Source organism: Sphingomonas elodea ATCC 31461 (genome assembly GCF_000226955.1).
GTDB classification, from domain to species: Bacteria; Pseudomonadota; Alphaproteobacteria; order Sphingomonadales; family Sphingomonadaceae; genus Sphingomonas; species Sphingomonas elodea.
Window position 1 is genome coordinate 39017 of the sequence record NZ_AGFU01000015.1, and the last position, 25621, is coordinate 64637.

The 25621-nt window shown below is 66.0% G+C and carries 24 protein-coding genes; 19 read left to right on the forward strand and 5 right to left on the reverse strand.

Features of this window, described 5'->3' with window-relative positions:
- Position 1: 1 nt before the first annotated feature.
- The 12 genes from KK7_RS0105270 to KK7_RS0105310 all read left to right on the forward strand — a co-directional run bounded on the left by KK7_RS0105270 (position 2) and on the right by KK7_RS0105310 (position 13188).
- Positions 2 to 286, forward strand: a complete 285-nt coding sequence (locus KK7_RS0105270) for a VirB3 family type IV secretion system protein (protein WP_010543592.1) — start codon at positions 2 to 4, stop codon at positions 284 to 286.
- Positions 265 to 2637 (forward strand): VirB4 family type IV secretion/conjugal transfer ATPase, encoded by a 2373-nt coding sequence (locus KK7_RS0105275; protein WP_029622860.1) that lies wholly within the window; start codon positions 265 to 267, stop codon positions 2635 to 2637. The genes KK7_RS0105270 and KK7_RS0105275 overlap by 22 nt, the downstream gene beginning before the upstream one ends.
- 18 nt (positions 2638 to 2655) lie before the next feature.
- On the forward strand, positions 2656 to 3000 hold the full coding sequence (locus KK7_RS22470; RefSeq protein ID WP_138983912.1) for a hypothetical protein: 345 nt from the start codon (positions 2656 to 2658) through the stop codon (positions 2998 to 3000).
- Positions 3001 to 3036: 36 nt separating this feature from the next.
- Positions 3037 to 3297, forward strand: a complete 261-nt coding sequence (locus KK7_RS22475; RefSeq protein WP_138983913.1) for an RHS repeat domain-containing protein — start codon at positions 3037 to 3039, stop codon at positions 3295 to 3297.
- Between the two features lie 65 nt (positions 3298 to 3362).
- Positions 3363 to 4589, forward strand: coding sequence for a type IV secretion system protein (locus KK7_RS0105280; protein ID WP_010543594.1), 1227 nt, complete (start codon positions 3363 to 3365; stop codon positions 4587 to 4589).
- Positions 4586 to 5380, forward strand: a complete 795-nt coding sequence (locus KK7_RS20135) for a VirB8 family type IV secretion system protein (protein WP_010543595.1) — start codon at positions 4586 to 4588, stop codon at positions 5378 to 5380. Before KK7_RS0105280 ends, KK7_RS20135 begins: the two co-directional genes overlap by 4 nt.
- Positions 5377 to 6081 carry a TrbG/VirB9 family P-type conjugative transfer protein gene (locus tag KK7_RS0105290; RefSeq protein WP_010543596.1) on the forward strand — a complete coding sequence of 235 codons (705 nt, stop codon included), beginning with the start codon at positions 5377 to 5379 and terminating at the stop codon, positions 6079 to 6081. The genes KK7_RS20135 and KK7_RS0105290 overlap by 4 nt, the downstream gene beginning before the upstream one ends.
- Positions 6082 to 6509: 428 nt before the next feature.
- Positions 6510 to 7178, forward strand: a complete 669-nt coding sequence (locus KK7_RS22825; protein WP_010543597.1) for a TrbI/VirB10 family protein — start codon at positions 6510 to 6512, stop codon at positions 7176 to 7178.
- 65 nt (positions 7179 to 7243) lie between these two features.
- Positions 7244 to 7861, forward strand: coding sequence for a hypothetical protein (locus tag KK7_RS22480; protein ID WP_157999980.1), 618 nt, complete (start codon positions 7244 to 7246; stop codon positions 7859 to 7861).
- 871 nt (positions 7862 to 8732) lie between these two features.
- A complete protein-coding gene (gene virB11, locus KK7_RS0105300) occupies positions 8733 to 9728 on the forward strand; it encodes a P-type DNA transfer ATPase VirB11 (protein WP_010543598.1) in 996 nt (331 codons plus the stop codon).
- Between the two features lie 8 nt (positions 9729 to 9736).
- Positions 9737 to 10138, forward strand: coding sequence for a TrbC/VirB2 family protein (locus tag KK7_RS20145; RefSeq protein ID WP_010543599.1), 402 nt, complete (start codon positions 9737 to 9739; stop codon positions 10136 to 10138).
- Between the two features lie 152 nt (positions 10139 to 10290).
- Positions 10291 to 13188, forward strand: coding sequence for a Tn3 family transposase (locus KK7_RS0105310; protein ID WP_010543600.1), 2898 nt, complete (start codon positions 10291 to 10293; stop codon positions 13186 to 13188).
- Positions 13189 to 13719: 531 nt separating this feature from the next.
- On the opposite strand, the gene KK7_RS0105315 is transcribed toward KK7_RS0105310, so the two are convergent.
- The 3 genes from KK7_RS0105315 to KK7_RS0105325 form a co-directional block, all read right to left on the reverse strand.
- A complete protein-coding gene (locus KK7_RS0105315) occupies positions 13720 to 14304 on the reverse strand; it encodes a TetR/AcrR family transcriptional regulator (RefSeq protein ID WP_010543601.1) in 585 nt (194 codons plus the stop codon).
- A gap of 67 nt (positions 14305 to 14371) precedes the next feature.
- A complete protein-coding gene (locus KK7_RS0105320) occupies positions 14372 to 14824 on the reverse strand; it encodes a PaaI family thioesterase (protein WP_010543602.1) in 453 nt (150 codons plus the stop codon).
- 20 nt (positions 14825 to 14844) lie between these two features.
- A complete protein-coding gene (locus KK7_RS0105325) occupies positions 14845 to 16317 on the reverse strand; it encodes an efflux transporter outer membrane subunit (RefSeq protein WP_010543603.1) in 1473 nt (490 codons plus the stop codon).
- A gap of 100 nt (positions 16318 to 16417) precedes the next feature.
- Here KK7_RS0105325 and KK7_RS0105330 point away from each other — a divergent pair, with 100 nt between their 5' ends.
- The 3 genes from KK7_RS0105330 to KK7_RS0105340 all read left to right on the forward strand — a co-directional run bounded on the left by KK7_RS0105330 (position 16418) and on the right by KK7_RS0105340 (position 21333).
- Complete coding sequence (locus tag KK7_RS0105330; protein ID WP_010543604.1) at positions 16418 to 17041, forward strand: TetR/AcrR family transcriptional regulator; 624 nt, start codon at positions 16418 to 16420, stop codon at positions 17039 to 17041.
- Between the two features lie 84 nt (positions 17042 to 17125).
- On the forward strand, positions 17126 to 18214 hold the full coding sequence (locus tag KK7_RS0105335) for an efflux RND transporter periplasmic adaptor subunit (protein WP_010543605.1): 1089 nt from the start codon (positions 17126 to 17128) through the stop codon (positions 18212 to 18214).
- Positions 18211 to 21333, forward strand: a complete 3123-nt coding sequence (locus KK7_RS0105340; RefSeq protein WP_010543606.1) for an efflux RND transporter permease subunit — start codon at positions 18211 to 18213, stop codon at positions 21331 to 21333. Before KK7_RS0105335 ends, KK7_RS0105340 begins: the two co-directional genes overlap by 4 nt.
- 64 nt (positions 21334 to 21397) lie before the next feature.
- Here the strand turns inward: KK7_RS0105340 and KK7_RS0105345 are convergent, their stop codons facing one another.
- On the reverse strand, positions 21398 to 21955 hold the full coding sequence (locus tag KK7_RS0105345; RefSeq protein ID WP_010543607.1) for a TetR/AcrR family transcriptional regulator: 558 nt from the start codon (positions 21953 to 21955) through the stop codon (positions 21398 to 21400).
- A gap of 109 nt (positions 21956 to 22064) precedes the next feature.
- Here KK7_RS0105345 and KK7_RS0105350 point away from each other — a divergent pair, with 109 nt between their 5' ends.
- Both KK7_RS0105350 and KK7_RS0105355 read left to right on the forward strand, forming a co-directional pair.
- A complete protein-coding gene (locus tag KK7_RS0105350) occupies positions 22065 to 22841 on the forward strand; it encodes an SDR family NAD(P)-dependent oxidoreductase (RefSeq protein ID WP_010543608.1) in 777 nt (258 codons plus the stop codon).
- A 32-nt stretch (positions 22842 to 22873) separates the two neighbouring features.
- Positions 22874 to 23686 carry an oxidoreductase gene (locus KK7_RS0105355; protein WP_010543609.1) on the forward strand — a complete coding sequence of 271 codons (813 nt, stop codon included), beginning with the start codon at positions 22874 to 22876 and terminating at the stop codon, positions 23684 to 23686.
- Between the two features lie 15 nt (positions 23687 to 23701).
- Here KK7_RS0105355 and KK7_RS23225 read toward each other — a convergent pair whose 3' ends face one another.
- Positions 23702 to 24310, reverse strand: coding sequence for a substrate-binding domain-containing protein (locus KK7_RS23225; protein WP_157999981.1), 609 nt, complete (start codon positions 24308 to 24310; stop codon positions 23702 to 23704).
- Between KK7_RS23225 and KK7_RS23230 the strand changes: the two genes are divergently transcribed.
- The gene (locus KK7_RS23230) at positions 24218 to 24844 is read left to right on the forward strand and encodes an aldehyde dehydrogenase family protein (protein WP_272941564.1); all 627 of its coding nucleotides are present in this window, start codon (positions 24218 to 24220) and stop codon (positions 24842 to 24844) included. The two genes, KK7_RS23225 and KK7_RS23230, sit on opposite strands and share 93 nt — an antisense overlap.
- Before the next feature lie 55 nt (positions 24845 to 24899).
- A complete protein-coding gene (locus KK7_RS0105370) occupies positions 24900 to 25577 on the forward strand; it encodes a type 1 glutamine amidotransferase domain-containing protein (RefSeq protein WP_010543612.1) in 678 nt (225 codons plus the stop codon).
- Positions 25578 to 25621: the final 44 nt, after the last annotated feature.

Consider the following 25621-nt stretch of genomic DNA (forward strand, 5'->3'; position numbering starts at 1 on the left):
CATGAACGGCCTGGAGCGCGACCAGCTGTTCGTGGCGCTGACGCGCCCGCAGATGTTCGCGGGCGTTACCTACAGCTATTTCGTCGGCAATGCGGTCATCGCGACCGAGCTGTTCCTGGTGTTCAAGTCCGCCTGGGTGCTGGCCATCGCGCTTGCCGTGCATCTGGCCGGCGTGCTTCTGTGCCTGCGCGAGCCGCGCTTCTTCGATCTCTGGCTGACGCGGGTCAGTCGCTGCCCGCGCGTGCGCAACCATGGCCTGTGGCGATGCAACTCCTACCGGCCCTGACCCGCGACAGGAAGATCGTCGCCAGGGAAGCACCGGCAGGGCGGCATCTGCCCTATGCCGCACAGGTGGACGATCACACGATCCAGACGCGCGACGGCGTGCTGATGCAATTCCTCCACCTGCGCGGGCTGTTGTTCGAGACCGCCGACAGTGAGGAAATCAACTATCGCAAGCGCCTGCGCGACGCGATGCTGCAGACGATCGGGTCTTCGCAGTTCGCGCTCTACCATCATGTCGTGCGCCGACAGGTCGAGCCGGAACTCGACGCGGTGTTTCCGGATGCCTTTTCGCAGCGGCTCGATGATGCCTGGCAGGCGCGGCTGTCGCGCAAGAAGCTCTACGTCAACGACCTGTTCCTGACGCTGATCCGCCGCCCGCTGCAGGGGCGCATCGGTCTGCTCGATCGCCTGCGCGGTACGGGCAATGCCGAGGAAGGCACGCGCGGTCTCCGTCAGCTCGACGCAGCACGCGAGGCGCTAATGGCTGCGCTCGGCAGCTATGAGCCTCGGTTGCTCAGCGTCTATCAGACCGATCAGGGGCTATGCTCCGAGCCGCTCGAGTTCCTCTCCAGCCTGTACAATGGCGAAACCCGTCCCGTGCTGCTACCGCACCAGGATATCGGCGCCTATCTTCCCTACCGCCGAATCAGCTTCGGCCAGGAGGCGATCGAACTGGCGCCCGTCGGCGCGCTACCGCGCAGCTTCCTGGGGCTTCTGTCGATCAAGGATTATCCGGGGCAGACCGCGGCGGGCATGCTGGACGAGCTGCTGCGCCTGCCGTTCGAGCTCACCATTTCCCAGAGCTTCGGCTTCATTGAAAGGCAGGCCGCCCTTTCGCGCATGAACCTGGCACTGCGCCGCATGCGGTCAGCAGAAGACGAGGCGGTCAGCCTGCGTGCGGATCTCTCCAGCGCCAAGGACGATGTCGCAGCGGGCCGTGCGGGTTTTGGCGAACACCACATGACGGTGGCGATCCGCGGGCAGACGCTGGCCGAGGTCGACGAGGGCATTGCCGAGGTTCATGCGGCGCTCGCCGATATGGGCATCATCGCGGTGCGCGAGGATATCGCGCTGGAGCCAGCCTTCTGGGCGCAGTTCCCGGGCAACTTCAACTATATTGCCCGCCGCGGGCTGATCTCGACCAGCAACTTCGCCGGCTTCGCCTCAGGGCACAACCTGCCGCAAGGCAAGGCATCCGGCAATCACTGGGGACAGGCGGTCACGCTGCTCGAAACCACCGCTGCCGGCCCCTATCATTTCAACTTCCACCAGGGCGACCTCGGCAACTTCACGATCATCGGCCCCTCGGGCTCGGGCAAAACGGTGGTCCTCAACTTCCTGCTCGCACAGGCGCGCAAGTTCGCGCCCCGCATCGTGTTTTTCGACAAGGACCGCGGCGCCGAGCTGTTTCTGCGCGCGATCGGCGGGCGCTATGACCTGCTGCGTCCCGGCACGCCGTCGGGGCTCAACCCGCTCCAGATCGACGACACGGCCGCCAATCGCCAGTTCCTGATCGATTGGGTGGTGCTGCTCGCCGGCGGCGCGGATATCGAGGAACTCGCCCAGATCAAGGACGCGATCGACGCGAGCTTCGGGCAGCCGCTCGAACAGCGGCGCCTGCGCCATCTGGTCGAGCTGTTCCGCGGCGGCCATCGTCCGCATGGGCATGACCTCTGGGCGCGGCTGCGGCCCTGGTGGGGCGAGGGCGAGCGGGCCTGGCTATTCGACAATGCGCTCGACGACACCGACCTGACCGCTGCGACGGTCGGGTTCGACATGACCCAGATCCTCGACGATCCAGCACTTCGCACCCCAGCGATGATGTACCTCTTCCACCGGGTGGAAGAGCGGCTCGACGGGACGCCCGCGATCATCGTGGTCGACGAGGGCTGGAAGGCGCTCGACGACGAGGTATTCGTTCGCCGGATCAAGGACTGGGAAAAGACCATCCGCAAGAGGAACGGCGTGGTCGGCTTCGCGACGCAAAGCGCGCAGGATGCGCTGGAGAGCAAGATCGCCAGCGCGATCATCGAACAGGCCGCGACCCAGATCTTCATGGTCAACCCCAAGGCACGGGCTGCCGACTATGTCGAAGGCTTCGGGCTTACCGAGCATGAGTTCGCGCTGGTCCGCACGCTGCCGGACAGTTCGCACTGCTTCCTGATCAAGCATGGCAATGAAAGTGTCGTCGCGCGGCTCAACCTCACCGGCGAGCACGAACTGCTGATAATTTTGTCCGGCCGCGAGCGCACAGTCCGAATACTCGACGAAGTTCGGGCAATCACAGGCGATAACGTCGATGATTGGCTACCGAAATTGATGGATCGTGTGTTGATTACGGGGAAATTTTGATTTTATCAAGGAGGGAATATGAAGAGCTTTCTACTCAAGACGCTACGCATTTTTGTTGCGTCGTCATCGATTTTAATTAGCAGCAACGCTTACTCTTCATCTTCGACAGCTGGTCTTATTTACAACGTGACTGTTTGGGACGGGAAGGTGCTGTTCTTCACAACAGGCACGCGCACGGCGGCACCAAGCTGCCAGGGTGTTGCGGGAAGGTGGGCGATAGATGCGACGACTGCAAAGGGTCAGGCGATGTTCTCTGCGTTGCTTACCGCCAGCGCCATGGGAAAGCCTGTTGTAATTATGGGAACAGGATCGTGCGCAGACTGGGGTGATACCGAGTCGGTGCAATGGCTTCAAATTCCGTAAATCAAGTGGTGAGATTGCTAGCTGCGAGGGTGGTCTATGAATAAGATATCTTTCGTATTCAGTTTAATTTGTATTTTTACATCCACTTCTGCGATTGCTCAGAGCTCAACGATTTATACCTATGATGCGCGTGGCAGACTAATCAAAGTGGTGGAAGATAAAAACTCTCGCAGATCCGTTGTAACAAGCTATGAACTTGATAAAGCTGACAACCGAACGAGAGTTAAGGTTGAAGGCGCGGCGTATAAAGCTGTTGTTTTGCCGCTGGCCGGATACACAGTTATTCCTTTGAAGTGAGTTGGATAGTAAATGTATAGCGTCGATTATCGGGTGAGACGCTCCTGCCGGGGAACGAAGAGCCCATGAACGTCTGTCCGGCAATCGTCGACGACGCGTTCCTGGAGAGTGTGCTCGCCGCGGCGGACTGCCAGGCGCAGGCGTTGGGTGCGCAGAGCTATCAGGCGATGGCGACGCCGGGTTCGTCGCTGTCGCTGCTCCTCGGCGGTATGCTAACCATCTTCGTCGCGCTGATCGGTTACCGCATGATCCTGGGCGAGACGCCTACTGCACGCGACGGTGTCGTTGCGTTCGTCAAGATAGGTATCGTCTTTGCGCTGGCGATGAGTTGGGCAGCCTATCGCACGCTTGCCTATGACGTGGTGTTCCATGGGCCCGCATCGGTGGTCGCCGATATCGGCACACCGGCGGGCCTGCCTGGTGCCAGTGGCGGCATCGTCGGCAGGTTGGGCCAGGTCGACCGCGCGATCCAGGAACTGGGACGGCTCGGGCCGGGCTCGGCGATGATGGCGAGCCGCCAGCAGGTCGACAATGGCCAGGCCTCGGTCGTAACGCAAGAAGTCAGCGATCCGCCGAGCATCTTCAGCCCCTATGGACTGGGCACGGCGCGCATCGTGTATCTCACCGCCACCATCGCCGCCTTTGCCGCCGTCCGGCTGATCGCGGGGCTGCTGCTGGCGCTGGGGCCGCTGTTCATCGCCTTTCTGCTGTTCGACGGTACGCGCTCGCTGTTCGAGGGATGGGTGCGCGGGCTGCTCGGCGCCGCCCTGGGGGCGATCGCCGTCACCATCCTGCTCTCTGTCGAACTGGCCCTGCTCGAGCCCTGGCTGACCTCGCTCGTCCTGCGGCGGCGAGGCGATCTGCTGATCGGCGGTGCCGCAACCGAACTGCTGGTGGTGACGCTTGCCTTTGCCCTGACGCTCGTCGCCGGGCTCGGCATGGCCGCGCGCTTCGCGATGACCTTCCGCCTGCCGCCCGTGCTCCGCACCCTTCCGAGCCACATCGCCACCGGTCTCGCCAACCAGGCACCCGACGTCCGCCCGCGGGCCGACCGCCAGCTGCAGCCCGCGGCAAGCCATTCGCGTGCCGCCGCCGTCGCCGAAGCGGTGGCGCAGGTCGAGCGGCGTGAGGCGCGCGGCCGCGATAACGCAGCGGCAACGCAAACCGCCATTCTCAAGAGCGCGTTGCAGACCCAACAAGGCACGGCGCCGCAACCGCTCGGTCAGCAACATCGTCGCCGGACACGGGGGCGCATCTCCGCCAGTGCCGGCCGCCGGGATCAACAGTCATGAAGAACAAGGCGCGCGAAGCGCTCGATGCCTATTACCGTGAAGCCGGCAGCTGGGCCGAGGACCAGCGGATGACGCTGGAGAAATCCAGGCGGACGGCGTGGATCGTGGCCGGCGGTGCATGCGGCATCGCCCTGCTGGAGGCACTGGCGCTCGTCTTCCTGACGCCGCTCAAGACCGTCGAGCCCTATACGCTGCTCGTCGACAAGCAGACCGGCTTCGTCCAGGCGCTGCAGCCGCTGAACGCCCAGCGGGTAGCACCGGACAGCGCGCTCACCCAATCCTTCCTCGTCCAATATGTGATCGCGCGCGAGAGCTTCGACATCAACGCGCTCCAGGCCAATTACCGCAAGGTCTCGCTCTGGTCAGAGGGTAATGCGCGCAACGCCTATCTCGCCGGCATGCAGGCGTCCAATCCGGACAGCCCGCTCGCCCGTCTGCCGCGCAGTACCATCGTCGAAACCCGGGTGAAGAGCGTCAGCCCGCTTGGCGGCAATCGCGCGATGGTGCGCTTCGAGACTGTTCGCCGCGATGCCGGCGGGCGCCAGCTGCCGGGCCAGCCCTGGGTGGCAGTGATCGCCTATCGCTATTCGGGCGAACCGATGAGCCTGGAAGACCGGTTCCTGAACCCCTTGGGCTTCGAGGTGACCGCCTATCAGCGCAATCCCGAGGCGTTTCCGCAAGTCGATCCGGCGACCCAGCCGATTACTGCCGCGCCTGCGCCCGCAGGGACGCCCCCGGCTATGCCATCGGCACCGGCGGCCACGCCCCGCCCGAGTGTGGCCAAACCATGAGAGCCGCGCTTATCCTCCTGCTGCTGGCACCCGGGGCAGAGGCGCAGGTCCGGCCGCATCCGACGGGCATGAACGCGCATGTCCAGGCGGTCGACTTCGTCGCCGGTCAGGTCGTGCAGCTCCAGTCGGCACCCGGCTATCAGCTGATGGTCGAGCTCGCGCCGGACGAGCATGTCGAGAATGTCGCGCTCGGCGACAGCGCCGCCTGGCAGGTGAGCCTCAATCACGCGGGCAACCGGCTGTTCCTGAAGCCGCTGCAGGCGGGTGCGAATACCAACATGACGGTGGTCAGCGATGCGCGGATGTATCTGTTCGACCTGACCACCCTCAGCACGCCGGAGGCCGATACGCCCTATACCGTGCAGTTCCGGTACCCTGCACCGGTACTGCTGGCCCGACTCCCCGGGAGCCCGGGAGCGCCCTCGGCCGAGGCGCCACCGGTTGGGCGGTACAAGCTGCGCGGCGACAAGGGACTGCTCCCGGCGGGTATCCATGACGACGGCGTCCAGACCTATATCGAGTTTGCCCCCGGCACGCCGCTACCGGCGATCTACGCGATCGACGGGCGCGGCCGCGAGACGCTTATCAACGGGATGATGCGCGACGGGCGCATGGTGGTGGACAGCGTGGCACCCATGCTCGTCTTCCGGATCGACCGGCGCAAGGCAACCGCCACGCGCGTGGCATCGGAGCGGCATTGATGGCGAAGCAGCCGAAATCCGCGCCTACGTCCGATGCAACCGGCACGACACTGCCCATCGTTGCACGTCCGTCTGCCGGCCTGCCGCTCTGGGCGGTTGTGGGCGGCGCCATCCTCGCGGCGGTCCTGCTGTTCGTGGTTCTGGATGCACGACGCCGGGCCGTCATGGCCCCTGCGGTGCGGGCGCGCAGCGTCGACGCCGTCGCGGTGCCCACACCGCCGCCGACGCTCTACATTCCACCCGAGCCGGCGCCGGAACCGCCAGTCTTGCCGCCAGTGCCATCCCAGCCAATGGTACTGCCCCTGCAGCAACCGGCTCCCACGCGGGTGGAACCGCAGCGCGTAATCCAGCAGCCAACCGCCGCTCCGCCACAACCTGCCACGACACCGACACCGCCGCCCGCCCGCGCCGCCAGCGGATCTGCGCTGATGATCGACACGAGCAGCGCGCCGGCAGGCGGTGGTTCGGCAGCTTCTGGCGGGGAGCGGCGCGGAGAGGACGCAGCCTCGGGCAAGATCGCCGGCGCGCGCGTCGGCGCAGGGGTCCTCGCCAGCCGCACGCTGACGGTGCCGCAGGGCACGCTCATCCCAGCCGTTCTGGAGACCGCGCTCGATTCTACCTTGCCGGGGCTCGCCCGCGCCGTCGTCTCGAGCGACGTGCGGGGCTTCGATGGCACCCGGGTGCTGATCCCGCGCGGCAGCCGGCTGATCGGGGAATATGGCGCGGCAGCCGAAAGTGGCCAGAACCGCATGCTGGTCAACTGGCTGCGCCTGATCCGACCCGACGGGGTGACCATCGCGATCGGATCGCCGGCAGCCGACCCGGTCGGGAGAGGGGGTATCCGTGCGAAGGTGGACTCGCACTTCTTCGAACGCTTCTCCGGCGCCATCCTGCAATCGGCCCTCGATGTGGGCGTGAACCTCGCCTCGCGGTCGTCCAACTCGCCCGTCATCGTCGCGCTGCCGGGGACGGCAGGGTCGATCCGCCAGACCGTCACGCCCAACCAGGTGCGGCCGACGCTAAAGGTGAAGCCTGCCACCAGCATTTCGGTCTTCGTGGCGCGTGATCTCGATTTCACGGGGGTTGAGACGCCATGATGCCGCGCCGGGATCATCGCGCCAGAACGTATATCTATGGGCAGGGCAAAAGAACGGGGGAAAGAATGGCATCGGAAATCAGCTATTTTGCTTCGGGCATCGTACTGACTGCGTTTTCGGCTGTCCTGCCACTCGCGGCGTCTGCCCAGAGCGTGACGCAATATTCCTACGATGCGCAAGGAAGGCTGATCGGCACCCAGCAGGGTGAAGGCGTGACATCAGACTACACCATGGACCCGGCGAGCAACCGTACCCGCGTCCGGGTAACGCCGCAGTTCCCGACGGCCTGGTCGGCAACGAGTTCTGCTATTGGGCATATAGTTGGGCGTGCTGAGGGAAGCGCATGGTCCGCAAGCGTATATGATCCTGTCGGCGCGATGGTCTACGGTCCGTACACGACCGGCGTCTCCGCCGGATCACACGTTGCTGCTTTTCGCATGCTGGTCGATAATAACAATGCAGACAATTCGGCCGTGGTGATCCTAGACGTTTGGGACGCGACAGCATCCGCCGAGTTAGCTGTTCGAACCATTACAAGAACAGAATGGAAAGCGGCCTTCGCGTACCAGGTCTTCGAACTACCTTTTACACTTAGCGCGTCATCGGTAGGGCATGCCTTGGAATTCCGTGTTGCGTATCAGAAAACTTCATATGTTCGTGTCGACAAGGTTGGCTATCGTTGATGCACCGGTGAAAACGATGAGCGAGGGAGTTTTCGGCCCGCGTCCAATTGCCTCTTCCTCAAGGTGCATCTTGCGCCCCTTGCGATGATTATTGTTCGATCAGACGTACGACGTGCATTCATCTTGTAACTATGGGCGTGGTGATACATGAAGAATTTTACATTTGCAGCATTACTATTATGCCCCGGCTTGGCATGGGGCAAGCCGATCAGACGACATCTTACCAGTATGATTCTTTGGGTAGACTCATACAAACCGAGGTGACGTCAGGCAGCGGTAAAGGGCTTAAGGTTACTTACACCTTGGACAAAGCTGGCAACAGGGTCAATGTGAGGGTTGAAGGAGCGCGGCCAGCTTTTATCGTTCTACCAATTAATGGTTATACTATGATATTTTTGAAATAATAATCAGGAGATAACTAGTGCGATATTTGATCGTTTTTTTGCCTGCGTGACGCAAATTGCTTTTTGCTCCAATTTTGCTCGCGCACAAAATTGGAGCAATGCGTCCGGTATAATATCAGGCACGGTGCTTTCTTTCGACGAAAACTTTGCATTTAGAATAACATTAAACTCTTCTGGGGCAAACCCCCTGGCAAATTGCAAAGGGGGTTTTGCTTACATTAACAATGTTAATGGCAAGAACTACGAAGCGAAAGTTTCGTCTTTGACTAGCGCCTTCTATGCACGTCGGACAGTGCAAATTCAATACTTAATAGATTCAAATGGCTGGTGCGAAATGACAGATATTACAATTTATTCATAAATTTTTGGACGCCGAAGGTATTATAGGATGAAGTTTATCGTATATCGGCAGGCGTCGTTCGTCCGCGTAGAGCGCGTCGGCTATCGTTGATGGGCGGGCGGTTATAATGAGCGGGGGAGTTTCGGTCGTGTCTGATCGCCTCTTTCTGGAGGCGTATCTTGCGCCACTTGCGCCAATTCTTGTTCGCTCGGACGTCACAGACATCTATGTCAATCGCCCCAAAGAGGCCTGGGCGGAGACCCTGGGCGGATTGGTTGAGCGGTTTGACATGCCTGCGCTCGATGCCGCCACCCTTGATCGTCTTGCGCGGCAGATCGCCGCCCTGTCGCATCAGGGCATCAGCCGGGAGCACCCGCTGCTCTCGGCTACCCTGCCGGACGGGTCCAGGGTCCAGGTGATAGCGCCGCCCGCCACGCGCGGACCGATGGCCATCGCGATCCGGAAGCACCTCTCCTCCGATCTAAGCCTTGCCGACTATGTCGAGGCAGGGGCGTTCAATCAGACCCGGTTGGGTACTGTCTCCCAGCATCTGCCGGAAGAAGACGAGCTGAGGCGGTTGCTCGACGCCGGTGATATCCCGGCGCTGCTCTCCGCCGCGGTCCGCGGACGCAAGAATATCCTGGTCTCGGGCGGCACCTCCACCGGCAAGACAACCTTCCTCAACGCCCTCATCCGCGAAATCCCGGCACACGAACGCCTGATCCTGATCGAGGACACGCCCGAGCTTCAGCAGCATCACGACAATCTGGTCGGCCTGCTGGCCGTGCGCGGCAGCCTCGGGGAGGCGCGGGTGAGTGCCACTGACCTGCTCGCCGCATCGCTACGCATGCGCCCCGATCGCATCATCCTCGGCGAGCTGCGCGGCGAGGAGGCCTACACCTTTCTCCGCGCCATCAACACGGGGCACCCCGGCTCGATGAGTTCGGTCCACGCAGACTCCGCTGAGCGCGCGATCGAGCAGATCGTCCTCCTGGTGCTACAAGCCGGAACGCAGCTCAGCCGCGATGATGTGCGCCACTATGTTCGCAGCACGGTCGACGTGTTCGTGCAGCTGGCGCGGACTGGTGGCCGGCGACACGTCGCCGAAGTGGTGCTGGCTTGAGATCGATTATGGCCTCGGGGACCATCAACGCAGGGTTCCTTAGCGAGCCTGACCCAGCAAACCCGTTCGTCACCGCTGCGGACTGGACTCAAGGCGTGTTGCTCGGCTCGGTTGCCACCGCCGTCGCTGTGATCGCCGTAGCCGCGTTCGGAGTCCTCTTGCTGACTGGTCGGCTGAGCCTCCGACGAGGGCTGACCATGGTGGCAGGCTGTTTCGTCCTGTTCGGCTCGAACACGATCGCAAAAGGCATTCTGGCCGGCTTTGGTCCGGGGGCGGGGAGCACGCTGCCCAGCGCGGTCCCACCGGTCACCGTCGAGCTTTCACCGTTGCAAAGCGCGGTTCCGCAACCCACGCCTTCGCCAACCCCGTACGATCCCTACGCCGGTGCGGCTGTGCCTCAACAGCACTGAACAGACTATGGGGTTAGCGGCGGCGCGAGGTCGTGAAGGTATACTGACAGTCTGTGACAGGCCACTGACATCAACTTCGAAAAATGACCCCTTGATTTGCGTAGGGTCCGTGTTGTCCAAAACAGACTTCTGTTCAACAGGGACGCCTGGGCATGCCGCGCCGCCATATCCTCAGCGCCCGGCAGCGGTCGGCGCTGCTCGACCTGCCGAGCGACGAGGCGTCGCTGCTGCGGCACTACATTCTGGCCGACGACGACCTGGTCCATATCGACCGGCGACGCCGGCCGGAGAACCGGATCGGTTTCGCGCTGCAACTGTGTGCGCTGCGCTACCCCGGCCGGATGCTGGCACAGGGCGAGGTCATCCCGCTGGCGCTGTCCGCCTTCCTCGGCGCCCAACTCGGCATCGCCGGCGACACGCTCGTGCATTATGCCGTCCGCCGGCAGACGCGCCAGCAGCACATGGAGGTGTTGCGCCGGACCTACGGCTACAGGTCGTTCCCTGGTCAAGGAACACCGGTACGCGCGTTCCGTGACTGGCTGCTTGGCCAAGCCGAACAGGCGCGCTCCAATGACGATCTCGCCCAGCGCTTCATCGCCCGCTGCCGCGACACCATGACGATCCTGCCGGGGATCACCACTATCGAACGGCTGTGCGCCGATGCGCTGGTCGCGGCCGAGCGCGGGATTGAGAAGCGGATTGCCGCGCGCCTTGATCGTGTCGCCTGCACCCGGCTCGACCGGCTGACGACCGAGATGCTGCCGGGCGCGATCAGCCGCTTCATCTGGCTGCGCCGAATCGAGCCGGGTAGCAATTCCGCCGCGGCGAACCGGCTCCTCGACCGGTTGGAGTTTCTCCGCGCAATGAACCTCGATGCCGGCCTGCTCGCCGGCGTCCCGCCGCACCGCGTCGCCCGACTGCGCCGGCAGGGCGAACGTTACTTCGCCGATGGCCTGCGCGACCTGAACGCCGACCGGCGTCGCGCCATCCTTGCGGTCTGCGTCATCGAATGGACCGCCGCGACCGCCGATGCGGTGATCGAGACGCATGATCGGATCGTCGGCCGCACCTGGCGCGAGGCGAAGCAGTTGCACGATGCGCGTACCGCGGAAACCAGAGGGGCGGTCACAGCGACACTGGACGGGTTCGCCGCGCTCGGCCAATCGCTGCTCGACGCGCATGCCGATGGCGCGTCGCTGGAGGATGCGGTCGCGCGCGTGGCGAGCTGGGACCAGCTCGACCGCCTCGTCGCCGCGGCCAGGAGGCTGACCGACACGCTGGGCGACGATCCGCTGGCGCATGTCGATCAGGGCTATCATCGATTCCGTCGCTATGCGCCGCGCATGCTCAGTTGCCTCGACCTCGAAGCCGCGCCGGTCGCTCGGCCCCTGCTCGACGCGGTGAAGGCCATCGCCACCAGGAGCGAACTGACGACGACCGACGATTTCCTGCGCCCGCATTCCAAATGGCGTCGCCTGTTGCGGGTGAAGGGCGATGACGATGCGCGTCTCCGCGAAGTCGCGGTGATGTTCCACCTACGCGACGCGCTGCGCTCCGGCGACATCTGGCTCGACCGCTCGCATCGCTACGGCGACCTGCGGCACGTCCTCGTGCCGATGACGGTTGCGCGCACCATGAAGCTGGCAATCCCACCCGACCCGCATGTCTGGCTTGCGGACCGCAAGGCGCGGCTTGCCGATGGCCTAGCCCGCCTCGGTCGCGCCGCGCGTAACGGCACGATCCCGCACGGCAGTATCGAGGACGGTGCGCTGCGCATCGAGCGTCTCACCGCCGATCCGCCGAACGGGATCGAGGAGTTGGTCCTCGATCTGTACCGCCGCCTGCCGCCCGTCCGCATCACCGACCTGCTGCTTGAAGTCGATGCGGCGCTCGGCTTCACCGATGCCTTCACCCACCTGCGCACCGGCGTGCCGTGCGCCGACCGGATCGGCCTGCTCAACGTCCTGCTCGCCGAGGGGCTGAACCTTGGTCTGCGCAAGATGGCCGAGGCGTGCAACACGCATGATTATTGGCAACTCTCCCGCCTCGCGCGCTGGCATGTCGAGAGCGAGGCGATCGATCAGGCGCTGGCCGCCGTGGTCGCCGCGCAGGGCGACCTGCCGATGGCGCGGGTCTGGGGCATGGGCACTACCGCGTCCGCCGACGGCCAGTTCTACCCCGCCGCGCGACAGGGCGAGGCGATGAACACGGTCAACGCCCGCTACGGCGGCGACCCCGGCATCAAGGCCTACACCCATGTCAACGACCGTTTCGCGCCGTTCGCATCGCAGCCGATCCCCGCGACCGTCAGTGAGGCGCCCTATCTGCTCGACGGTCTGACCATGAACGAGGCTGGGCGGCGGATCGAGGAGCAATATGCCGATACCGGCGGGTTCACCGACCATCTGTTCGGGATCAGCACCATGCTCGGCTACCGCCTTGTGCTGCGCATCCGCGACCTGCCGTCCAAGCGGCTCTACGTGTTCGATCCCGCCGCTACGCCAACCGAACTGCGCCCGCTGGTGGGCGGCAAGGCACGCGAGGCGCTGATCGTTTCCAACTGGCCGGACCTGTTCCGCTGCGCTGCCACTATGAAGGCCGGGCAGGTCGCGCCGAGTCGCATCCTGCGCAAGCTCGCCGCCTATCCTCGCCAAAACGACCTGGCCGCAGCCCTGCGCGAGGTCGGCCGGATCGAACGCACGTTATTTATCATTGAATGGATCCTCGACACCGGTATGCAACGCCGTGCCCAGGTCGGCCTCAACAAAGGCGAAGCGCACCACGCGCTGAAGAATGCCCTGCGCATCGGTCGACAGGGCGAGATCCGCGACCGCACCACCGAGGGCCAGCACTACCGGATCGCGGGCCTCAACTTGCTCACCGCCATCATCGTGTACTGGAACACCCTGCACCTAGGCCACGCTGTCGAGGCCCGGCGTCGCGAAGGCCTCGATACGCCCGATCATATGCTCGCGCATGTATCCCCGCTCGGGTGGGCACACATCCTGCTCACCGGCGAATACCTCTGGCCCAAGGACACCACCGCTTAGGGTGTCATTTCGCCCTCAGCCGGAACCGACCCGGTTCGCACAATACACCGCGCGAACGGCCGCCAGGCACCACGGAGCGCACAGGGGACGGCGACCCGCGGGAGGATGCTGCGGGGAGCACCATCCTCGCGATGCCATTTATGTCACTCAGCGACATTTGGCAATGGAGGACTGTAATTCTACTCCAGCCTGCGCCCGTCCTGATACCGGAAGGCCTTGCGGAGTCGCGGTCGGCCGCCATCGGAAGCTTCGGCTTCTCGGCCGCATGGAACCGCCCGCCGGCCAGCACCACCACCCGGTCGGCCACGGCGATCGTCTCCATGCAACGGGCGATCACGAGGTACGTTATCCCGAGCGCCGGATCGCGGCGCTTACCGTCTGCTCGTACGCATCATCGAAATTGGATTGCCGACGGAAGAGCACCCACGACGCTACGTGCGCGCATGCACTGTGCCCGGCATCACAGCACTCGATCGAGGTTTGTGACGGTTCTTGGAAACGGCGGATTCAGGCGCGCCCCGCCCATGCGGTTCAGCCCGAGACCGGCCGGAAGGTCACCAGCGCCGCAGCTTGCTCGAACAGGTCGAGCAGCGGGCGCGTGCCCTCGCTCTCCACCCAGACGCCGATCACGGTGCGCAGCATCGCGAAGACCACTGCCGGGTACAGCGCGAGTTGCAGCGGATCGGCCTTGGGCGTGCGCTGGGCCAGCGCCGCCGTCACCTGCTCGGCGAGCGTCGAGGTCATCTCCAGCTTGCGCGCACGGATCGCCGAGGAGGACGCGATCGCCCGCTCGATGGTGAGGTAGAACTCCGCCTTCGCCGTATAATGGACGAGCATCGCCCGCGCGCTGGCCAGCAGTGCCGCATCGGGCGCCTCTCCGGCCGGCCGTTCGAGGAAGCTGGTCAGAAAGACGGCGGTGCTCTCCTCGACCCAGCTCACCACCACGTCTTCCTTGGTTGCGAAATAGCGCAGGAACGTGCGCGGCGACACGTCGACGGAGTCGGCGATCTGGTGGATCGTGGTCTCGGCAAAACCCTGGCGGGCGAACAGATCCAGCGCAGCGCCGAGCAAATCGGCGCGCAGCTTGTCCTTCTTGCGCTCTCTGAGACCCGTCACGATGATCCTTGATCCTATCTGTGTCCGCCGAGATAGTTCAAATGTCATTCAGTGACAAATGTCGACGTCACGCCGTGGGCAGGTCGAAGACCAGGAGCGTCGAGGTGGCCGTGGCGCACAGCCTTCCCGCTTCGTCGATCAGGCGCGCCTCTGCGAAGGCAACCCGCCGGCCGAGCGACACCAGCACGCCCTCGGCGCGGACGCGACCGCTCGCCGCCGACATCGCACGCAGATAGGAAACCTTCAGCTCCAGCGTCGTATAGCCCTGCCCTGCCGGCAGCGCGGTATGCACCGCGATGCCGCAGGCGCTGTCGAGCAGGGTGGCGGCATAGCCGCCATGGACCGACCCCATCGGGTTGTAGACCGAGGTGCCCGGCGTCCCCTCGAACACCGCCTTGCCCCGTTCGATCGCGACCAGCGCGATGCCGATGGTCTCGTTCATCGGCGGCTGCCGACCGCTGTCGAGCAGCGCCTGCACCTGCGCGAGGCCGTCCGCCCCGTTCTGGTCAAACACCTTCATGTCGTCCTCTCCCTTGTTTTTCATCGTGCGGCCGATGCCGTGGCGACAGGCTCCGGCGGGGACCAGCCGCCGCCCAGCGCGCGGAACGAGGCGATCGCGGCGCGTGTGGCGGCCGTCTCCGCCTGGGCGCGGGCATCGCGGGTGGCGAGCAGGCGCTGATCGGCATCCAGTACCTCCACCAGGCTCACCGCCCCGCCCTTGTAGGCGGCCAGCGACGCATCGCGGGCCCGGCGCAGCGACGCCTCGCCCTGTTGCAGGATCTGCCCCTGTGCCTCGCGCTTCACCAGCGCGGAGAAGGCGTTTTCGACATCCTCGGAGGCGCGCAGCACGGTCAGCCGATAGGCGGCCAGCGCCTCGGCATTGCGCCCGCGCGCGGCCTGGATCTCGGCATCGACGCGGCCGAAGTCGAACAGCCGCCAGCGCAGCCCGAGCACGCCGCTCGCCTGGCTTGCGCCGCCGCCGAACAGGCCGCTGCCCGCCGTGCTCGCGGTGCCGAGCAGGCCGCTGAGCGTGAACTTCGGATAATAGTCCGACATCGCCGCCCCGATCCGCGCATTGGAGGCGGCCAGGGTGCGTTCGGCCGCAATGATGTCCGGCCGGCGGCGGAGCAGTTCTGCCGGGCCGATCGCGGTGGAAAGCGCCGGTGGCGCCGGAATCGGTGCGGCCGCCGCCAGCGCGACGCGGGCCGTTCCCGGCTGCTGGCCGACCAGCACGTCGAGCGCGTTCATCGCGACGTCGAGCCCGGCCTCCAGCTCGGGGACGCTGGCCTCGACCTGGGCAAGTGCGCCCTCGGCCTGGCGCAACTGGAGTTCGGCGGCGACGCCCTTGCCGTACTGGAGCTCGACCAGCGCGACCAGCCGGCGCTGGGTTTCCAGCTGCTCCCGCGCGATGGCGAGCCGGAGTTGCAGGCCGCGGATCGCGACATAGGTGTCCGCGGTCTGCGCAGCGACCGTCAGCCGCGCGGCGACCGCGCCGGCTTGGCTTGCCTGCCATTCGGCGCGGGCAGCCTCGCGCGATCGGTTGAGGCCGCCGAACGCATCGATTTCCCAGGAGGCGCCGAAGTCGAGCTCGTAGAGATCGGTATCGCGCTGAAAGCCGGGAAAGCCACTCGCCAGACGACCGATCGGCGTTTCGACGGACTGGCGGCTGGAGCCAGCCTGCCCGCTGACCTGGCCGCTTGGCAGCAGCGCGGCATTCGCGCCCGTCAGCGCCGCCCGCAACTGCGCCACGCGCGCGACCGCCTGTCGCAGGTCCAGGTTCTGGGCAAGCGCACGGTCGACGAAATCGGTGAGCAGCGGATCGTGCAGCGCGAGCCACCAGCGTGAGAGATCGGCCGGGGCGCCGGCATTGGCCGGCCGCGCCTCTACCGCACCCGTACCGACAAAGGCGGGCAGTGTCGCAAGGGCCGGCGCCCGATAGGTCGGGCCGACCGCGCAACCGGCGAGCAACAGCGAGGCGCCGAGGACAATGGGAGGGGAAAGGCTGAGACGCATCACCACGCTCTGGACTTGGAGGGAGCAGATTGTTCGATGTGACTAATGATGTATTTGGTTATACGTTGTCAAGTCTGGTCGGATTGCGTATCTACCCCGCATGAGTGAGAACACTGCCCCCATCAGCCTTGCGGCGTCCCGCGGCCCGGCCGCACACAATGTGCGCGATCAGATCATCCAGGCTGCCCAGGACCATTTCAGCCACTATGGCTACGCCAAGACGACGGTGGCCGATCTCGCCCGCGAGATCGGTTTCTCGAAAGCCTATATCTACCGATTTTTCGACTCGAAGCAGGCGATCGGCGAGGCAATTTGCAGCAACTGCCTGTCCGCCCTGCGGGACGCGGTAGCATTGGCAGTCGCAGAGGCGGATTCAGCCACCGAGAAACTGCGCATCTTCATCCGTTCCTTGTCTGCCGAAAGCGCCAAGCTCTTCTTCGTGGATCGAAAGCTCTACGAAATCGCTTCCTATTCAGCCTCGGAACGCTGGAATTCGGCACGCGACCATTGGGCCCGGATCCGCACCATGGTGCACGACATCGTCACGCTGGGGCGCGACAGCGGCGAATTCGAGCGCAAGACGCCGATCGACGAGGTCTGCCGTGCGATCCTCTATGCGATCTCGCCCTTCGCCGACCCGCTCAGCCTGGAGCGCCACCTCGATCTTCTGCCCGACGGCCCCGCGGAAATCAGCGGCCTGATCCTGCGCAGCCTGGCGCCCTGACACCGACAGGGAGTATCCAGTGACTAATTGACATATTAGTCACTGGTATGCATGATGGAGCCTTACCCTCCGGGAGGACTTCACGTGTCATTTCGCCCGCTTTTCCCCCTTCTCGCGCTTGGCTGGGCGGCGCCGCTGCTCTCGGGTTGCGGTCACGCCGCGCCCGATCCGCGCACCGATCCGCCGCTAGTGCGAGTCGCGACGCTGCAGGGCGTCGACTCGGGCGAACAACGCTATTCGGGCGTGGTATCGGCGCGCGTGCAGAGCGATCTCGGCTTCCGTGTCGGCGGCAAGATCGTCGCCCGCCTGGTCGATACCGGCCAGCAGGTCCGCAAGGGCCAGCCGCTGATGCGGATCGACCAGACCGATCTCGCGCTCGCCACAACCGCCTCGCTGGGCACGGTCGAGGCCGCCCGCGCCCGCGCCATCCAGGCGACCGCCGACGAGCGCCGCCTGCGCGATCTGGTCGCCGCCGGCGCGATCTCCGCCTCGGTCTATGATCAGGCCAAGGCCGCCGCCGATGCCGCCCAGGCACAGCTCCGTGCCGCCCAGGCCCAGGCGTCGGCCGCCCACAATGCGGCCACCTATTCGTTGCTCGTCGCCGATGCCGACGGCACGGTGGTCGAGACGCTGGGTGAGCCGGGTCAGGTCGTGGCGGCGGGTCAGACCGTCATCCGTCTGGCCCATGCCGGCCCGCGCGAGGCGCGCGTGACGCTGCCCGAGACCGTGCGCCCCGCTATCGGATCGACCGCGACCGCCGTGATCTTCCAGAACGACGTCCACGCCACCGCCCGCCTGCGCCTGTTGTCGGACGCCGCCGATCCCGCCACCCGCACCTTCGAGGCGCGCTACGTGCTCGAAGGCGCCGCCGCGTCCGCGCCGCTTGGGGCTACGGTATCGATCCGCTTCGCCGGCAGCGGGGCCGTGGCCGGTGCCCGGATCCCGCTGGGCGCGCTGCACGATGGCGGCAAGGGGCCGGGCGTGTGGATCGTGGGCAGCGGCGATGCGCCCACCGTGTCGTGGCGCCCGGTGCAAGTGGTGGCGATGAGCGCCGAGGATGCGACGATCGCCGGCGGCATCCGCCCGGGCGAGCGTTTCGTCGCCCTCGGCGCGCACCTGCTCCACGCCGGCGAGCGCATCCGCGTCGCCCCGGTCAAGGAAACCGCGCGATGAGCAAGGGCGGCTTCAACCTCTCCGCGCTCGCCGTGCGCGAGCGCTCCGTCACCCTTTTCTTCCTCGTCGCGATCACGCTGGCGGGCGTGTTCGCCTTCCTGCAGCTCGGCCGCGCCGAGGATCCCAGCTTCACGGTGAAGACGATGACCATCGTCACCGCCTGGCCGGGCGCCACCGCGCAGGAGATGCAGGACCAGGTCGCCGAGCCGCTGGAGAAACGGCTCCAGGAACTGCGCTGGTACGATCGTTCGGAAACCTTCACCCGCCCCGGCCTGGCCTTCACCACGCTGACCCTGCTCGACCGCACGCCGCCCGGCCAGGTCCAGGAGGAATTCTACCAGGCCCGCAAGAAGCTGGGCGACGAGGCCCCCAACCTGCCGCGCGGCACGATGGGGCCGTTCGTCAACGACGAATATGGCGACGTGACCTTCGCGCTCTATGCGCTCAAGGCCAAGGGCGAGCCGCCGCGCCAGCTGGTGCGCGAGGCAGAAGCGATGCGGCAGCGGCTGCTGCACGTGCCGGGCGTGAAGAAGGTCAACATCGTCGGCGAACAGGCCGAACGCATCTTCATCGAATTCTCGCAGGACCGGCTGGCGACGCTGGGCGTCTCGCCGCGCGCGATCTTCGATGCGCTGGGTCAGCAGAACCTGATCACCCCCGCCGGCTCGATCGAGGCGAAGGGTCCGCAGACGGTGGTGCGCGTGGACGGTGCCTTCACCGATCTGGCGCGGATCCGCGACCTGCCCGTGGTCGCCCCCGGCCGCACCCTGCGCCTGTCCGACATCGCCGAGGTCAAGCGCGGCTATGAAGACCCCTCCAGCTTCCTGGTGCGCAGCCAGGGCGAGCCGACGCTGCTGCTCGGCGTAGTCATGCGCGAGCGGTGGAACGGCCTGGAGCTGGGCAAGGCGCTCGAGAGCGAGATCAAGGGCATCACTGCCGAACTGCCGGTGGGCATGACGCTGACCAAGGTGACCGACCAGTCGGTCAACATCACCGATGCCGTCGGCGAGTTCATGAAGACCTTCTTCGAGGCGCTGGCCATCGTGATGATCGTCAGCCTGATCAGCCTTGGCTGGCGGGTGGGCATCGTCGTCGCGGCCGCCGTGCCGCTGACGCTGGCCGCGGTGCTGCTGATCATGCTCGCCACCGGCCGCGACCTCGACCGCATCACCCTCGGCGCGCTGATCCTCTCGCTCGGCCTGCTGGTCGACGACGCGATCATCGCCATCGAGATGATGGTGGTGAAGATGGAAGAGGGCTATGACCGCATCAAGGCATCGGCCTATGCGTGGAGCCACACCGCCGCGCCGATGCTGGCGGGTACGCTGCTCACCGTGATCGGCCTGATGCCGGTGGGCTTCGCCCAGTCCTCGGCGGGCGAATATGCCGGCAACATCTTCTGGATCGTCGGCTTCTCGCTGATCACCTCCTGGTTCGTGGCGGTAATCTTCACGCCCTATCTCGGCGTCAAGCTGCTTCCGGCGATCAGGCCGGTGGCGGGCGGACATGCCGCGATCTACGACACGCCGCGCTATCACAAGGTGCGCGGGGTGATCCGCTGGGCGGTGCACCACAAGGTGCTGGTGTGCGTGGTGACGCTGGTCGCCTTCCTGATCGCGGGCGCCGGCATGGCGCTGGTGAAGAAGCAGTTCTTCCCCCAGTCCGACCGCGCCGAAGTGCTGGTCGAGGTGCAGCTCCCCAAGGGCAGCGCGATCGAACAGACCAGCGCCGCCGCCGCGCAGGTGGAGGCATGGCTGCGGAAGCAGCCCCAGGCGAAGGTGGTCACGGCCTATGTCGGCCAGGGCGCGCCGCGCTTCTTCCTCGCCATGTCGCCGGAGCTGCCGGACCCGTCCTTCGCCAAGATCGTCGTGCTCACGGGCTCGGAGGAGGCCCGCGACACGCTGAAGCTGCGCCTGCGCCGTGCGGTGGCCGACGGGCTGGCCCCGCAGGCGCAGGTGCGGGTGACGCAGCTGGTGTTCGGGCCCTATTCGCCCTATCCGGTCGCCTTCCGGGTCAGCGGGCCCGACGCAGAACGCGTCCGCGGCATCGCCGACGAGGTTCGTGCGACGATGACCGCCAGCCCGCAGATGCGGACGGTCAACGCCGACTGGGGCGAGCGGGTGCCTACGCTGCACTTCGTGCTCGACCAGGATCGCCTCCGCGCGATCGGCCTGACCTCCAGCGACGTCGCCCAGCAGCTCCAGTTCCTGCTTTCCGGCGCGCCGGTATCGCAGGTGCGCGAGGATATCCGCTCGGTCGAGGTCGTCGCCCGGTCGGCAGGCGCGCAGCGGCTCGATCCCGCGCGGGTGGCCGACTTCACCCTGGTCGGCAGCGCCGGCCAGCGCGTGCCGGTGCGCCAGATCGGCACGCTGCAAGTCCGCATGGAGGATCCGATCCTGCGCCGGCGCGACCGCATGCCCACGATCACCGTGCGCGGCGACATCGCCGAGGGCCTGCAGCCGCCCGACGTATCGGTGGCGGTGCAGCAGCAGCTGCAGCCGATCATCGCGCGCCTGCCGGCCGGCTATCACATCGACATGGCCGGATCGATCGAGGAAGCCGGCAAGGCCAATGCCGCGCTCGCCCCGATCTTCCCGCTGATGCTGGTGCTGATGATGATCGTGATCATCCTGCAGACCCGCAAGCTGTCGACGATGAGCATGGTCCTCCTCACCGCGCCCTTGGGCCTGGTGGGGGTGGTGCCGACGCTGATCGTCACCGGCCAGCCCTTCGGCTTCAACGCGATCCTCGGGCTGATCGCGCTGGCGGGCATCCTGATGCGCAACACGCTGATCCTGACCGGGCAGATCCACGATCACGAGAAGGAAGGCATGGACCCCTATCATGCCGTGATCGAGGCGACCGTCCAGCGCTCGCGGCCGGTGATCCTCACCGCGCTGGCGGCGGTGCTGGCGTTCGTTCCCCTCACCCACTCGGTGTTCTGGGGATCGATGGCCTATACGCTGATCGGCGGCACGCTGGGCGGCACGGTGCTGACCCTGTTGTTCCTGCCGGCGCTCTATGCGGTCTGGTTCCGCATCCAGCCCCGCGACAACAGTGCGGCGCAGTCACATTCGGTGGTTCCGCCCGACATGGCGGGCGAACCAGCCACGGTCTGACGAGAAAAGGGCCGGCGGGGAAACCCGTCGGCTCTTTTCCGTTGTGGGGTCCGCAACAGGCCGTTCATTCGAGCCGGTCGGCAACGCGCCTTCCGGCGGCCAGTATCTCATCGGAGAGCAGCTGCGAATCCGAAATCCGACTGAGCAGCAGCGCGCCGATGGCAGCGGACCAGGCGACGATTGCCGCGCGGCGGCGCACTTCGACATCCTCTCCCGGCACCTGCGCGGCGAAAGCGGTGATCTGCTGGTCGATCGCCTCGGTCAGCAGGCGGCGGGTGGCGGCGGGCGCGCGCGCCATTTCCGGCCCCAGCGCCGCGAAGACGCAGCCCGACCCCGGCGCATCGCGGTGCGCCGGATCGAGATAGCCGCGCACGAACGCCGCCAGATCGCCCGAGGGCAGCAACGGTTCGCGCGCGTTCGATTCGAAAACATCCGCCAGCGCGGCGGTGACCAGATCGTCCTTGCTGGCGAAATGGCGCGGGAAGCCGCCATGGGTGAGGCCCGCGCCTTCCATCACCTCGGCGACGGTGACGCGGTCAAAACCCTTTTCACGGAACAGCTTGGCGGCCGTTCGTACGATCGCTTGGCGGCTTTCCTCTTTCTGCTGACGCGTTCTTGCCATGGCTCGGACCTCCTTGGCGCAAAATGTAGATGACAACCATCATCAAAGCAAATAGATGATGATCATCATCTACATGGGAGCGAGTCGCTCCCGCTGCAGGAGAATGTGCATGTCGACCGCTCTCATCACCGGCGCGTCCAGCGGCATCGGTGCCGTCTATGCCCGCCGCCTCGCCGCGCGGGGCCATGATCTGGTACTCGTCGCCCGCAACGCCGAGCGGCTGGAGGCGCTCGCGAACGAGCTGCGCGCAGCGAACGGCGTCGCCGTCGAAATCCTCCTGGCCGACCTGACCAAGGCCGAGGATCTCGCCGCGGTCGGCGACCGCCTGCGCAGCGGCGCGCCGATCGATCTGCTGGTGAACAATGCCGGTGCCGCGCTGCTCGGCGGCGTCGAGACCGCCGATCCGGCCAAGATGGCGGAGCTGATCAGCCTCAACGTCACCGCGCCGACGATGCTCGCCGCCGCGGCCGTGGGCGGGATGGTCGCGCGCGGTTCGGGCGCGATCGTCAACATCGGCTCGGTCGTGTCGCTGATGCCGGAATATTTCCCGGGCATTTATGCGGCGACCAAATCCTATCTGCTCACCCTGTCGCAGGGCCTCGCCGCCGAAGTCGGCCCCAAGGGCGTGTACGTGCAGGCGGTGCTGCCCGCCGCCACCCGCACCGAAATCTGGGAACGCGCCGGCGCCGATCTCGCGCAAATTCCCAATGTGATGGACGTCGAGGAACTGGTCGATGCCGCGCTGTCCGGCTTCGACCAGCGCGAGGCGGTCACGATCCCGCCGCTCGGTGACGTGGCGCTGTGGACCGCGCTCGAAACCGCGCGGGCCACCCTGCCCTCGGGCCTGGGTGCCGTCGCCGCCGCCCGCTACGCCCCCAAGGGCTGAGCGGCTTCGATACCAGCAAAAGGACAGATGCAATGACCAACCAACATCAGGTCGCCATCGTTACCGGCGCCAGCGGCGGAATCGGGCTGGCGATCGCCCGATCGCTGGCAGCGACCGGCTACCGGGTGTTCGGTACCAGCCGCAAGGCAGGTGCGAGCGGCGCTCCCGGCGTGACCATGCTCCCGTGCGATGTGACCGATGCGGCATCGGTGACTACGCTGGTGCAGGACGTGATGCGAGAAGCCGGCCGCATCGACCTGCTGGTCAACAATGCCGGCGGCGCGCTGATCGCGGCGGCCGAGGAATCCTCGATCGAACAGGCCAAGGCGCTGTTCGACCTGAACCTGTTCGGCATCGTCCGCATGACCAACTCGGTGCTGCCGATCCTGCGCCAGCAGGGAGGCGGCCGGATCATCAACATCAGCTCGGTCGTCGGCTTCCTGCCCAGCCCCTTCGCGGCCTTCTATGCCGCGAGCAAGCACGCCGTCGAAGGCTATTCGCAGTCGCTCGACCATGAGGTCCGGCCGTTCGGCATCCGGGTATTGCTCGTCGAACCGGCGTTCACCCAGACCGAGATCGACGGCCATGCCGTCCTCCCGGACCAACCGCTCGATGCCTATGCCGCCGCGCGCCAGGCGATGCAGGCGGTGTGGACCGGCGGCATCGCCTTGGGAGACGCGCCCGAGGTCGTCGCTACCGCCGTGCTCGCGGTTGCACGGGCCCCGCGCCCCCGGCTGCGCACCCCTGCCGGAAAGGCGGCGCGCACGCTCAGCCTGCTCCGCCGCTTCGTCCCCGCGAATGCGTTCGACAAGAGCTTGCGCAAGCAGATGCAGCTGCCGGCCTGACGGCGCCGGCGACGCTCACCCCTTCATCGCCCAGATCAGCGCCTGCCGGGCGTGGGCGATGCGGGGGGGCCGGAGTGCCGTGGGCGACCACAGCATGTAATAGGCGAGATAAGTCGGTCCCTGCGGCGCTTCCAGCGCGCGGAGTTCGCCGCGTTCGATCGCCTCGGTGCACATATAGCCGGGCAGTACCGACCAGCCGAAGCCCGAACAGACGATGCCGCGCAGCGCGCGCAGGTCCTGGCTGAGGACGGCAAGCACCGGGCGCACCGCCTCCATCCGGTTGTGCGAAAGCCATTGTTCGAACAGCGGCAGCTCGAAGGTGTACGCCACCGCCGGTTCGGCGGCGAGGGCCGCGCTTCGATCCCCGGCTGCCGCGATCCGGTCCGCCACGGTCGGGCTGGCCACGGCGAGGATGGGCTCGCTGCGGATGGTCTCGGCCCGTAGCCGAGGATCGCTGACCGGGTATCCGGAGATGCCCAGGTCGCAATGCCCCTCGACCAGCATCTGCACGATCATGTCGCGCGAGCCCGTGTGCAGGCGTACGCGTACCCCCGTATCGAGCAGCGGCCGCAGCCGGCGCGACAGGACTTCGGACAGGAAATCGGCATCGCCGATGATCTGCACCGCGCCGGCGACGTCGCTCGATCGCGCGCGTGCCGCCGAAAGCGCACGCTCGGCAGCCTCGCACCGTCGGGCGAACCCGTCTATGATCAGGCGACGCGCAAGATCGCGCCGATTTTGCTGCTGGACGTCGACGACGGGATGACGGTGATGCAGGAAGAGATTTTCGGGCCGATCCTGCCGCTGCGCAGCGTTGCCGATCCCGCCGAGGCGACGGCCTATGTCAACGCGCATCCGCGTCCGCTGGCGGCCTATTATTTCGGCGATGATCCCGAACGCCAGCAGGCATTCGCCGCCGCCACGACCTCGGGTGCGCTCGTGATCAACGACATCATGTGCCACGTTTCGATCGACAGCCTGCCGTTCGGCGGCGTGGGGCCGTCCGGCATGGGCGCCTATCACGGCATCCATGGCTTCCGCCGCTTCAGCCACGCCAAGCCGGTGGTGGTGCAGAGCACCGACGGCGCCAGCAACCTGCGGCTGCGCACCCCTTACGCCGACAAGCTCGCGGCACTGCGCGCGATTCTGAAGGCCTGAACCAACCCGGCGCGCCGCGAGTTGCGGCGCGTGTCCCCCGCAAGAGGAAAGACCGATGAAGATCCTGATGGTACTCACCTCGCACGACGAACTCGGCAATACCGGCAAGAAGACCGGTTTCTGGCTGGAGGAATTCGCCGCGCCCTATTATGCGTTCACCGATGCCGGCGCCGAGGTGGTGCTCGCCTCCCCCGCCGGCGGCCAGCCGCCGCTCGATCCCAAGAGCGACCTGCCCGATTTCCAGACCGAACTCACGCACCGCTTCAAGGCCGATCCCGCCGCCCAGGCAGCACTGGCCAGCACGGTGAAGCTCGACACCGTCGACCAGGCCGATTTCGACACGGTCTTCTATCCGGGCGGCCACGGCCCGCTTTGGGACCTCGCCGAGTCCGAAACCTCGATCCAGCTGATCGAGAGCTTCGAGCGCGCGGGCAAGCCGATCGGCTTCGTCTGCCATGCCCCCGGCGTGCTGCGCCATGTGAAGGCGGCGGATGGCACGCCGCTCGTGCAGGGTCGCCGCGTCACCGGCTTCACCAATTCCGAGGAAGCCGCAGTCGAGCTGACCGACGTCGTCCCCTTCCTGATCGAGGAAGAGTTCCAGAAGCTCGGGGCAAGCTATCAGAAGGGCCCGGACTGGGCGCCCTTCGTCGTCACCGACGGCAAGCTGATCACCGGCCAGAACCCGGCCAGCTCGGAAGCGGTCGCCAAGGCGCTGATCGAGCAGCTGCTCTAAGAAAAGGAGCGGTGCAGACCCTGTCCGCACCGCTCCACATGTTT

Bases quoted from the DNA above. Each gene is read 5' to 3' on its own strand.
- KK7_RS0105270 (WP_010543592.1), top strand. From the start codon at position 2: ATGAACGGCCTGGAGCGCGACCAGCTGTTCGTGGCGCTGACGCGCCCG.
- KK7_RS0105275 (WP_029622860.1), top strand. From the start codon at position 265: ATGCAACTCCTACCGGCCCTGACCCGCGACAGGAAGATCGTCGCCAGG.
- KK7_RS22470 (WP_138983912.1), top strand. From the start codon at position 2,656: ATGAAGAGCTTTCTACTCAAGACGCTACGCATTTTTGTTGCGTCGTCA.
- KK7_RS22475 (WP_138983913.1), top strand. From the start codon at position 3,037: ATGAATAAGATATCTTTCGTATTCAGTTTAATTTGTATTTTTACATCC.
- KK7_RS0105280 (WP_010543594.1), top strand. From the start codon at position 3,363: ATGAACGTCTGTCCGGCAATCGTCGACGACGCGTTCCTGGAGAGTGTG.
- KK7_RS20135 (WP_010543595.1), top strand. From the start codon at position 4,586: ATGAAGAACAAGGCGCGCGAAGCGCTCGATGCCTATTACCGTGAAGCC.
- KK7_RS0105290 (WP_010543596.1), top strand. From the start codon at position 5,377: ATGAGAGCCGCGCTTATCCTCCTGCTGCTGGCACCCGGGGCAGAGGCG.
- KK7_RS22825 (WP_010543597.1), top strand. From the start codon at position 6,510: ATGATCGACACGAGCAGCGCGCCGGCAGGCGGTGGTTCGGCAGCTTCT.
- KK7_RS22480 (WP_157999980.1), top strand. From the start codon at position 7,244: ATGGCATCGGAAATCAGCTATTTTGCTTCGGGCATCGTACTGACTGCG.
- virB11 (WP_010543598.1), top strand. From the start codon at position 8,733: ATGAGCGGGGGAGTTTCGGTCGTGTCTGATCGCCTCTTTCTGGAGGCG.
- KK7_RS20145 (WP_010543599.1), top strand. From the start codon at position 9,737: ATGGCCTCGGGGACCATCAACGCAGGGTTCCTTAGCGAGCCTGACCCA.
- KK7_RS0105310 (WP_010543600.1), top strand. From the start codon at position 10,291: ATGCCGCGCCGCCATATCCTCAGCGCCCGGCAGCGGTCGGCGCTGCTC.
- KK7_RS0105320 (WP_010543602.1), bottom strand. From the start codon at position 14,824: ATGAAGGTGTTTGACCAGAACGGGGCGGACGGCCTCGCGCAGGTGCAG.
- KK7_RS0105325 (WP_010543603.1), bottom strand. From the start codon at position 16,317: ATGCGTCTCAGCCTTTCCCCTCCCATTGTCCTCGGCGCCTCGCTGTTG.
- KK7_RS0105330 (WP_010543604.1), top strand. From the start codon at position 16,418: ATGAGTGAGAACACTGCCCCCATCAGCCTTGCGGCGTCCCGCGGCCCG.
- KK7_RS0105340 (WP_010543606.1), top strand. From the start codon at position 18,211: ATGAGCAAGGGCGGCTTCAACCTCTCCGCGCTCGCCGTGCGCGAGCGC.
- KK7_RS0105345 (WP_010543607.1), bottom strand. From the start codon at position 21,955: ATGGCAAGAACGCGTCAGCAGAAAGAGGAAAGCCGCCAAGCGATCGTA.
- KK7_RS0105350 (WP_010543608.1), top strand. From the start codon at position 22,065: ATGTCGACCGCTCTCATCACCGGCGCGTCCAGCGGCATCGGTGCCGTC.
- KK7_RS0105355 (WP_010543609.1), top strand. From the start codon at position 22,874: ATGACCAACCAACATCAGGTCGCCATCGTTACCGGCGCCAGCGGCGGA.
- KK7_RS0105370 (WP_010543612.1), top strand. From the start codon at position 24,900: ATGAAGATCCTGATGGTACTCACCTCGCACGACGAACTCGGCAATACC.